An 8,836-nucleotide genomic window follows, 5' to 3' on the forward strand; every position below is an offset into this window, starting at 1 on the left:
CCCGCCCCGGCCCGGGGGGGCCCGCGCGGCGGTGGCGCCCCCCGCGCGGTGGGTCCGGGCCCACCTGCCGCGCCGACGGGTCGGGCCGCCGACCACCGGCAGATCCGCGGCCCGGGCCGCCTCGGCGATCTCGCGGGTGTTGCCGTGGAGGCTCCCGCAGACGATCACGGTAGGCACGGCCGGTTCCTCTCCGATCCGGCGGGAAGTCGGGCCGGTCGACTTCCCCATCCAGTCGCTCGGGGCACGCCGAACGGGATGCGCGGTGGAGCAGGAAGTCGGACGGGCCGACTTTCCACTCCCAACCACTGCGGAATCTATGCGCATAGACGTCCTCGCGACAGAGGTCCCGGCGGACGCATCGGTGCCCGGCGGAGCCAGAAGTCGGGCGGGCCGACTTCCCAATCCAGCCGCTCGCGCGCCACGGTCGAACGGGATGCGGTGGAGCAGGAAGTCGGACGGGCCGACTTCCTGCTCCCAGCCGTTGCAGGGTCTACGCGCATAGACATCCTCGCGGCAGAGGTCCCGGCGGGCGTATCGGTGCTCAGCGGAGCCGGAAGTCGGGCGGGCCGACTTCTCAATCCGGCCGCCCGCGCCACGCCGGGTGGGGTGCGGTAGGCGAGCGAGGAGCAGGAAGTCGGGCAGGTCGACTTTTCACTCCCAGCCGCTGCGGGATCTACGCGCATAGACGTCCTCGCGGCAGAAGTTCCGGCGGGCGTATCGGTGCCCGGTGGAGCGGGAAGTCGGGTGGGCCGACTTCCCAATCCAGCCGCTCGTGCGCAGCGGCGGGCGGGGTGAGATGGGCAATGGAGCAGGACAGGGAGTCGGGCGGGCCGACTTCGGGTCAGCGCCCCTCCGCCGGCGGCTCGGGGACGGTGATGACGGGGCAGCGGGCGCGGCGCAGCAGTCCGTGCGGGACGGAGCCCATCCGCATGCCGGTGAACCCGCCGTCGCCCCGCCGCCCGACCACCACGGCGAGCGCGTGCTCGGACGTCCGGGCCAGTTCCTCGACGGGATGCCCGTGCAGCACCTCGTGGCCGAGCCCCACCCCGGGGTGCGCCGCGTGCGGCCCTCGGTGGCCGCGACCAGCTCGCGCCGCAGCTCCGCCTCGACGGTGAGCGGATCGCTGCGGTCGAACGGGACGCGCGGGCGGACCCGGACGGCGCGCAGCCGGGCGCCGCGCTGCGCCGCGAGGGCCAGGGCGAAACCGAGGGCGGTGACCGAGGCGGGGCTGCCGTCCAGACCGGCCACGACGAACGGCGGGTCCTGGGTGATGTGCTCCGGGCCGGGGACGACCACCACCGGACAGCGGGCCTGGGCGCTCACCGGGACGGTCACCGAGGCGAGGCTCAGCACCTCCGCGACCCGGCTCAGCCGCCGGGTGCCGAGGACGACCAGCGAGGCGCGCGCCGACTCCCGGCACAGTGCGGGCGCCGGGACGTCCTCCTCGACCACGGTGGTGATCTCCAGGCCCGGGTGGCGTGCGCGGGCCTCGGCGGCGGCCCGGTCCAGCGCCCGGTCGGCGCGCTCGCGCAGCGCCTTGTGGTGGCGGCCCTCGTCGGCCGGGCGGAATTCGCGGGCCACCGACGGGATCGCGTGGACCAGCCGCAGGGGGAGTCCGCCGCGGGCGGCCGCGTCGGCGGCCCAGGCGGTGGCCAGGGGCCCGGGATCGGCGTCGACGCCGAGGACGACCGGACCGCCGGAGGGGCCGGGGGTGGTGGCGGTCATGGCTGCTCCACGCTGCTCGGCTCGGCGCCGTCCGGAGCGCGGGCGGCGGTGGCGTCCGGCCCTGCTGGGCGGGGCCCGGACCCACACCTCCATGGCACCACCATCGGCCCCGCCCGGCAGGCCCCGCCCGGGCCGGGCCACCCGCGCCCGCCGCACCCGCGCCCGGACGGCCCGGCCCCGGCCCACCGTCGCCCGTTCGCCCGAGTGGGGGACGGTGATGGGCGTGCGGCCCGGGGGAGTGGATGGCGGGCGTGTGTTGTGTGGTTCGGGCCGGGGCCGGGACGGCAGGGCATGGTGGTCCCCAGCTATCGGCCGGGGGGCGCCCCCACCGATGGGCGTGCGGCCTGGGGAAGTGGGTGTAGGGCGTGTGATGTGTGGTTCGGGGCGGGGTCGGGGCGTCAGGGCGTGGTGGTTCCCAGTTTTCGGCCGGGAGGTAGCGCCGCACCACGTCGGTCGTCCGTGGCGGCCGGGAGGTGCCTCCACCGGGCGGGGGACGGTGGCGGCCCAGGGGGAGCGGCTGACTAGCGACCGGCGTGGTGGGCGACGTAGCGGTGCAGGCCGTCGCGGTTGGACGGGACGGACCCGGTGTCGGCGAAGGCGGCGAGCCGGGCCGCCCGGGTGGTGCTGAAACGGGCGGCGGCGTCCTCGAACGCCATCGGGGTGCGTTCGGGGCGGGTGGTCGGCACCGGGAGCAGCGCCAGCGCCCCCGCCAGCGGCCGGTCGTCGGGTTCGGCGGCCGCGGCCTCGTGGACGGCCTGCCAGAAGTCCCGGTAGTCGGCCCTGCGCAGGTCGAACGCGGAGCCGAAGGCGCCGAGCAGGTCGTCGAGCGGCAGCGGACCGGGGCGCAGCAGGTGGAAGTAGCCGGGCTCGCGGCGGGTGACGGCGGCGACCAGCAGCCGTCCGACGTGGTCGACCGGCGTGTAGTCGGTGCTGAGGTCGCTGGTGAACCAGGCGCCGACCCGCAGGCAGGCCCGGATGAGCAGTTCGACCCGCGAGCCGGGGTTGGGGATGCCGGTGCCGGTGGCCGGCATGACCTCGCCGAGCCGGTGCACCGCGACCGCCATGCCGCGGTCGGCGGCGGCCTGGACCAGGTGTTCGGCGACCCACTTGGACTGCCCGTAGCCGGTGTCGGGCGTCCGGCCGGCGGGGATCGGCCGCTCGGGGACCGGGGCGTCACCGGCGGGCCCGGCCGGGCAGGCGGCGAGGGTGGAGACGAAGTGCACCATGGTGGGCCGGCCGGTGGCGGCGAGCCGGAGCAGTTCGACGGTGCCGGTGACATTGGTGCGCCGGTGGGCGCGGTAGCCGCGCACCAGGTTGACCATGGCCCCGGCGTGCACCACCGTGTCGGCCTGCTCGGCCAGCCGGCGGTGGTCGGCCGGGGCGAGGCCGAGCCGGGGGCTGCCGAGGTCGCCGGGGACGGCGACGATCCGGTGGCCGGTCCGCTCGGACCAGAGCCGGTAGCGGTGCAGGGTCTCGGTCACGCGTCGGCGGGCCGCGGCGGGGCCGTCGGCGCGCACCAGGCAGTGGATGACGGCGTCGGTGCCGTCCAGCAGGTCGCGCAGCAGCTGGGCGCCGACGAAGCCGGTGGCGCCGGTGAGCAGCAGGTGCCGGGGCGGGCCGGACGGCCGGCCGGTGGGCCGGATGTCGGCGGGCAGCGTCAGGTCGGCGGCGGACGCCGCGGCGGCGGGCGGGGTGGCCGGCAGGGCGCGGACGCCGTCGAGCGCGGCGGCCTGCAGGGCGATGGTCGGGGCGTGCACGATGTCGCGGATCGACAGCGGGGTGGCGAAGCGGGCGGACACCGCGAGGGCGAGCCGCTGGGCGCGCAGCGAGTCGCCCCCGCTGTCGAAGAAGTCGGCGTCGGGGCCGGTGACGGGCTCCGGCAGCAGCGCGTTCCACAGGTCGGCGAGGGCGCGCTCGGTGCTGCTCCCGGTGGCGCTCCAGCCGCCCGGGTCGGTCGGCGCGGGGGCGCGCAGGAGTTCCGCGAGGGCCCTGCGGTCGGTCTTCCCGTTGCCGTTCACCGGCACGGCGTCGAGCCGGACGAACCGCTTGGGGACGAGCTCGGCCGGCAGCAGCGCCCGGAGGTGCGACCGGAGCCGGGCGTTGGTCAGCTCGCCGCGCAGGGTGACGAAGGCGGCCAGGTGCTGCCCTCCGCCGTGGTCGCTGACCAGGACCTTCGCCTCGCGCACCGCGGGGTGGGAGGCGATCGCGTGCTCGATCTCGGAGAGTTCCACCCGTACGCCGCCGATCTTCACCTGCTGGTCGCGCCGGCCGTCGAAGTACAGCAGGCCGTCCGCGCCGTAGTGGCCGAGGTCGCCGGTGCGGTACATCCGTTGCCCGGGCAGCCCGGGGAAGGGGTTGGGGACGAACGCCAGGGCGGTGCGGTCGGGGTCGCCGAGGTAGCCGGTGCCCAGGCAGGCGCCGCCGATGCAGATCTCGCCGGTCTCCCCGTCGGGGGCGGGGCGGCCGTGCTCGTCGAGCACGATCGCCCAGGTGTTGTCGATCGGCCGGCCGATCGGCACGGGCACGGAGTCCTGCGGCGTCACCTCGTGGAAGACGGAGCCGATGGAGGCCTCGGTGGGGCCGTAGGTGTTGGTCACCCGCAGGTCCGGCAGGAGCCCGCGCAGGGCGCGCACGCTGCCCGGGGCGATCTCCTCGCCGCCGACCAGCAGCATCCGCAGGCTCGCCAGGCCGCTCACCAACTCGGGCCGGGATTCCAGGAGTTCGACGAGCGCGGTGAGGATGGTGGGGACGAAGTCGGTCATCGTGACGCGGTGGCGCCCGATCACCTCGACGGTGGCGGTCAGGTCGAGGACGTCGTGCGGGCGGGGGATGACGACCCGGCTGCCGCAGGTGAGCGGCCACAGCAGCTGCCACAGCGAGGAGTCGAAGGTGTGCCGGCTGTTCTGCAGCACAACGGTGTGCGGCGAGGTGCCGAACCGGCGGCCCATGGCGAGCAGCCGGTTCGCCAGGCCGCTGTGCAGGTTGAGGGCGCATTTGGGGGTGCCGGTGGAGCCCGAGGTGTAGAAGCCGTAGGCGAGTTCGTCCGGTCGGGGCGGCGCGGGCGCCGGCCACGGGGGAGGGGCCTCGTCCGTGGCGGGGCCGGCGACCGTGGCGGGGCCGGCGACCGGGTCGCCCACCGGGTCGACGGCGAGCACGGGGACCGGCCGGCCGCCGGGGTCGGCGCCGGGGGAGAGCAGCACGGCGGCGGGGCCGCAGGCCTCGATCATGGGCTGCAGGCGCGGCCCGGGCCACTGCTCGTCCAGCGGGACGAACACCGCGGCGCAGCGCATGACGGCCAGCATGGCGACCAGCAGTTCCGGGCCGCCGGACATCACCAGCGGCACGAAGTCGCCCCGGCGGACCCCGGCGCGGGCCAGCCGGCCGGCCAGGACCTCGGCCCGGTGCAGCAGTGCGCGGTAGGTCAGGGCGCCGCCCGGGTGCTCGACCGCGACGGCGTCGGGGGTGCGGGCGGCCGCGGCCTCGACGAGGCTCCAGGCGGTGACGCCGGCGGGGCGGGGGACGGTCTCTCCGCGGTACTGGCCCGTGTGCCACTCGGTCGGGGCTCGCATGGCTCTCCCTTGGTCGCTGGACGAGGACGAGGACGAGGACAAGGACGGGGCAGTGGCGGGAACGGGGCGGGCCCGTGGGGTGCGCGGGGCCCGGCCCGGGAGCGGATCAGTGCCTCAACGGGGCTGCGACGGGTCTCAGACCTCGGTCGCCACCCAGCTGATGTACCAGCCGTGGCTCACGGCGTACTCGACCGACAGCGGACGGCCGTCCTGCCAGCGCACGTAGATCCGGAAACCCTTCGCCGTCGGGGTGTAGATGGTGTTCCCGCCGGTGGTCGTCCACATCGAGTCACGGCCGCACAGGTTGGCGGTGTAGACCGGCGTCTCGGCGAAGTTGCCGGCGGAGGTGTCGACGTCGATGTAGATGCCGGTGCCGTTGTCCTCCTCGACGTGCTGCTGCCAGTCGTCGACGGGCGTGTTGCCGGCGATGAACCTGGGGTTGGACATACCTGTCTCCTCGCTGTGGTCAGAGAAACGGGCAGGGGGGCGGATCAGAATGGATCGCCGATGTACCAGGGATCATCCGCCGTTGCCGAGTCTGAGTGAATCCTCCATTGATCACAAGAGCACTGAATGCGAATCATCGAATTCCGGTTGAGCATATTGATCCGCACGCCAATCCGTGAACACGCGGGATTTCGCGCGGTCCTTGACGTCGCGTGGTTCGATCGTGCTATACCTGTGGCTTCTGACGTGGTCCGGTCATCGGACCGCTGTGCGCGCTGGTCCGCCAGTCCCCGGAAACGCGCCGTCTCAAATGCCGGACCGGCAAGACCCGAATTCCCGGAAATCCTTGAGAACGCGAGGAGCGTGTGATCGGCATGCCCGAATTCCCGATCGTCCCGGAGTTGTCCGCCGCAGATTCCTGGGAGGATATCGCTCCGGTCGTGGAGCTGGCGTACGGGGGCTACGGACACTCGGCGGAGTACCACGCCTCGGCGGCCTCGATCTTCGAACCCAAACGATCCCTGGTCGCCCGCACCGGCGGCCGCGCCTGCGGGACCTGCGCCGTCTACTCCCTGGAGATGACCCTGCCGGGAGGCCCCCGCCCGGTGGCCGGCCTCGGCTACGTGAGCGTCGCCCCCGAGCACCGGCGGCGCGGCGTGATGCGCGCCATGGTGCTGCGGGTCCTGCACTCCCTGCACGACGCGGGCGCCGAGCCGGTGGCCGCCCTCAACACCACCGAGGCCGGGATCTACGGCCGCTTCGGCTTCGGCCTCGCCAGCCGGGCCGCCCGGGTGCGGATCCCCCGGCACGCCCGTGACCTGCGGACGGACGGCGGCGGGCGGACCGTCCGGATCGGCGACCCGCACGAGCACACCGCCGCGCTCGCCGCCGTTCACGCGCAGTGCGCCGGGGACCGCCCCGGGACGCTGCGCCGCGACGCCGCCTGGGCCGCCCGGGCCGTCCTCGACCTGCCCGACCACCGGGGCGGGTCCGGGCGGCTGCTCTGCATGGTGGCCGAGGACGACGGGGAGCCGTCCGGCTACGCCCTCTACCGGCTGACCGCGGCCTGGGAGGACTCGGTGCCGCGCTACGAGGTGTCGGTGCGCGAGCTGTTCGCCCGCGACCCCGCCTCCCACGCGGCCCTGTGGCAGGCCCTGCTCGACGTCGACCTCGCCGCCGTCGTGGTCGCCGACCGGCCGGTGGACGACCCGGTGCTCGCCCTGCTCGCCGACCCGCGCAGCGCGGCGCCCGTCCTGCGCGACCAGCTGCACGTCCGGCTGGTCGACGTGCAGCGGGCACTGGAGCAGCGCGGCTACGCCGCCGAGACCGAGGTCGTCCTGGACGTCACCGACCCGCTCTGTCCCTGGAACGAGCGGCGGTTCCGGCTGCGCACCGGCCCCGAGGGCGGCGAGTGCCGGCCCACCACCGCCGCGGCCGACCTGGAGCTGACGGCCCGCGAGCTGGGGGCCCTGCACCTCGGCGGCACCTCCCTGGTCCAGCTCGCCCTGGCGGGCCTGGTCCGCGAACTGCGCCCGGGCGCGGTGCGGGCCGCCGCCACGGCGTTCCGCCACGACCCGGCCCCGTTCTGCCCCGTCGTCTTCTGACGCCGGGCCGCGCACCGGCCCGAGCGCACCGGCCCGCTGTCCCCCCCCGCCCCGGGCCGGCCACCGATCGTCCCTTCCGACCTAGGGCCTGTCTCTTGGATCCTTGCCGGGTCCGCGACGCCTGGGCACGCACCTCGCCGCGTTGTCGTCAGTCGCCAATGCTCCGCAGTGGCTCCCTCCTCCGCCTTGCGATGCACGCACCCAGACGCCGCGGCCTGATCCGACAAAATCCAAGAGACAGACCCTAGGAGCCTCATGCCTGGTCCCGGATACGCCCACTTCGGCGCCGAGGAGCGCCGCAACCTCCTCGACGTCGTGGACGCCTGGCTCGCCACCTCCGACGCGCACTCCCGCCCACCCGGCGTGGACGCCCAGATCCGCGGCCTGGAACAGGAGCTGTCCGCGCGCTTCGGCAGCCCGCACTGCCTGGCCGTCAACAGCGGCACCTCCGCCCTGCTGGCCGCCCTCGCCGCGCTCGGCATCGGCCCGGGCGACGAGGTCATCGTGCCCGGCTACCTCTACACCGCCTCCGTCTCGGCCGTCGTCTTCGCGGGCGCCACCCCGGTGATCGCCGAGATCGACGACTCGCTGACCCTCGACCCGGCCGACGTCCTGGCCCGGATCACCCCGCGCACCCGGGCGATCATGCCCATCCACATGCTCGGCGCGCCCTGCGACCTGGCGGCCCTCGGGCAGATCGCCGACGACCACGGGCTCTTCCTGCTGGAGGACGCCGCCCAGGCCTGCGGGGCGACCTACCGGGGCCGTCCGGTCGGCACCTTCGGGCAGACCGGCGCCTTCTCCACCAACATCTTCAAGGTGATCACCGGCGGCGACGGCGGCTTCCTGCTGACCCCCGACGAGCACCTCTTCCGGCGCGCCTACTCCTTCCACCACCACGGCTGGTACCCCTACGGCGAGGAGACCGGCGACGGCGACCCGCTGTTCGGCCTCAACCTGCGGATGAGCCCGTTCACCGCGGCCGTCGCCCGCGCCCAGCTCACCCGCCTGGACGCCGTCCTGGAGCACAACCGGACCCTGGCCCGGGCACTGTCCGCCGCGATCCCGGCCCGCGACGGCCTGCGCCCGCGCCCGCTGCACGACGCCGCCGGCGACTGCGCGACCCTGCTGGTGCACCTCTTCGACGACCCGGCGAGCGCCGAGGCGGTGGCCAAGGAACTCGGCACCCGCACCCTGCTCCACTCGCCCAAGCACTACTACGGCGGCCTGCCCGAACTCGCCGCCCTGATGGCCGGCGACGCCCGCCCGAGCCCCTTCCGGCGGCCGCCGGAGAAGACCCGGCACGACTACCGGGCCGGCGCGCTGCCGCAGACCGACGCCGTCCTCGCCCGCGCGGTCGCGCTGACCGTCGGGCTCACCGACACCTACCTGGGCGCCGACTTCGGCCTGACGCCGCGCAGCACCCCGGCCGACGCCGAGGCCGTCGCCGACCGGTTCCGCACCGTCGTGGCCGGAGTGCTGGGCCGGTGA

Annotated in this window: 4 protein-coding genes and 1 pseudogene; 2 read left to right on the top strand and 3 right to left on the bottom strand. The window is 75.2% G+C overall.

The window, feature by feature from the left end:
- Positions 1-841: 841 nt before the first annotated feature.
- From ACFXAM_RS35890 to ACFXAM_RS35900, 3 genes and pseudogenes are all read right to left on the bottom strand, one after another.
- Positions 842-1,818, bottom strand: a pseudogene (locus tag ACFXAM_RS35890) (universal stress protein).
- A 428-nt stretch (positions 1,819-2,246) separates the two neighbouring features.
- Positions 2,247-5,294 carry an amino acid adenylation domain-containing protein gene (locus ACFXAM_RS35895; RefSeq protein WP_380297791.1) on the bottom strand — a complete coding sequence of 1,016 codons (3,048 nt, stop codon included), beginning with the start codon at positions 5,292-5,294 and terminating at the stop codon, positions 2,247-2,249.
- A gap of 135 nt (positions 5,295-5,429) precedes the next feature.
- Positions 5,430-5,741 (bottom strand): hypothetical protein, encoded by a 312-nt coding sequence (locus ACFXAM_RS35900; RefSeq protein ID WP_380297793.1) that lies wholly within the window; start codon positions 5,739-5,741, stop codon positions 5,430-5,432.
- Between the two features lie 374 nt (positions 5,742-6,115).
- On the opposite strand from ACFXAM_RS35900, the gene ACFXAM_RS35905 reads away from it, so the two are divergent.
- Complete coding sequence (locus ACFXAM_RS35905; RefSeq protein WP_380297794.1) at positions 6,116-7,345, top strand: GNAT family N-acetyltransferase; 1,230 nt, start codon at positions 6,116-6,118, stop codon at positions 7,343-7,345.
- Positions 7,346-7,600: 255 nt separating this feature from the next.
- Positions 7,601-8,836, top strand: coding sequence for a DegT/DnrJ/EryC1/StrS family aminotransferase (locus ACFXAM_RS35910; RefSeq protein WP_380297795.1), 1,236 nt, complete (start codon positions 7,601-7,603; stop codon positions 8,834-8,836).

It is taken from the genome of Kitasatospora sp. NPDC059462, from assembly GCF_042749955.1.
In the GTDB taxonomy this organism is placed as follows: domain Bacteria; phylum Actinomycetota; class Actinomycetes; order Streptomycetales; family Streptomycetaceae; genus Kitasatospora.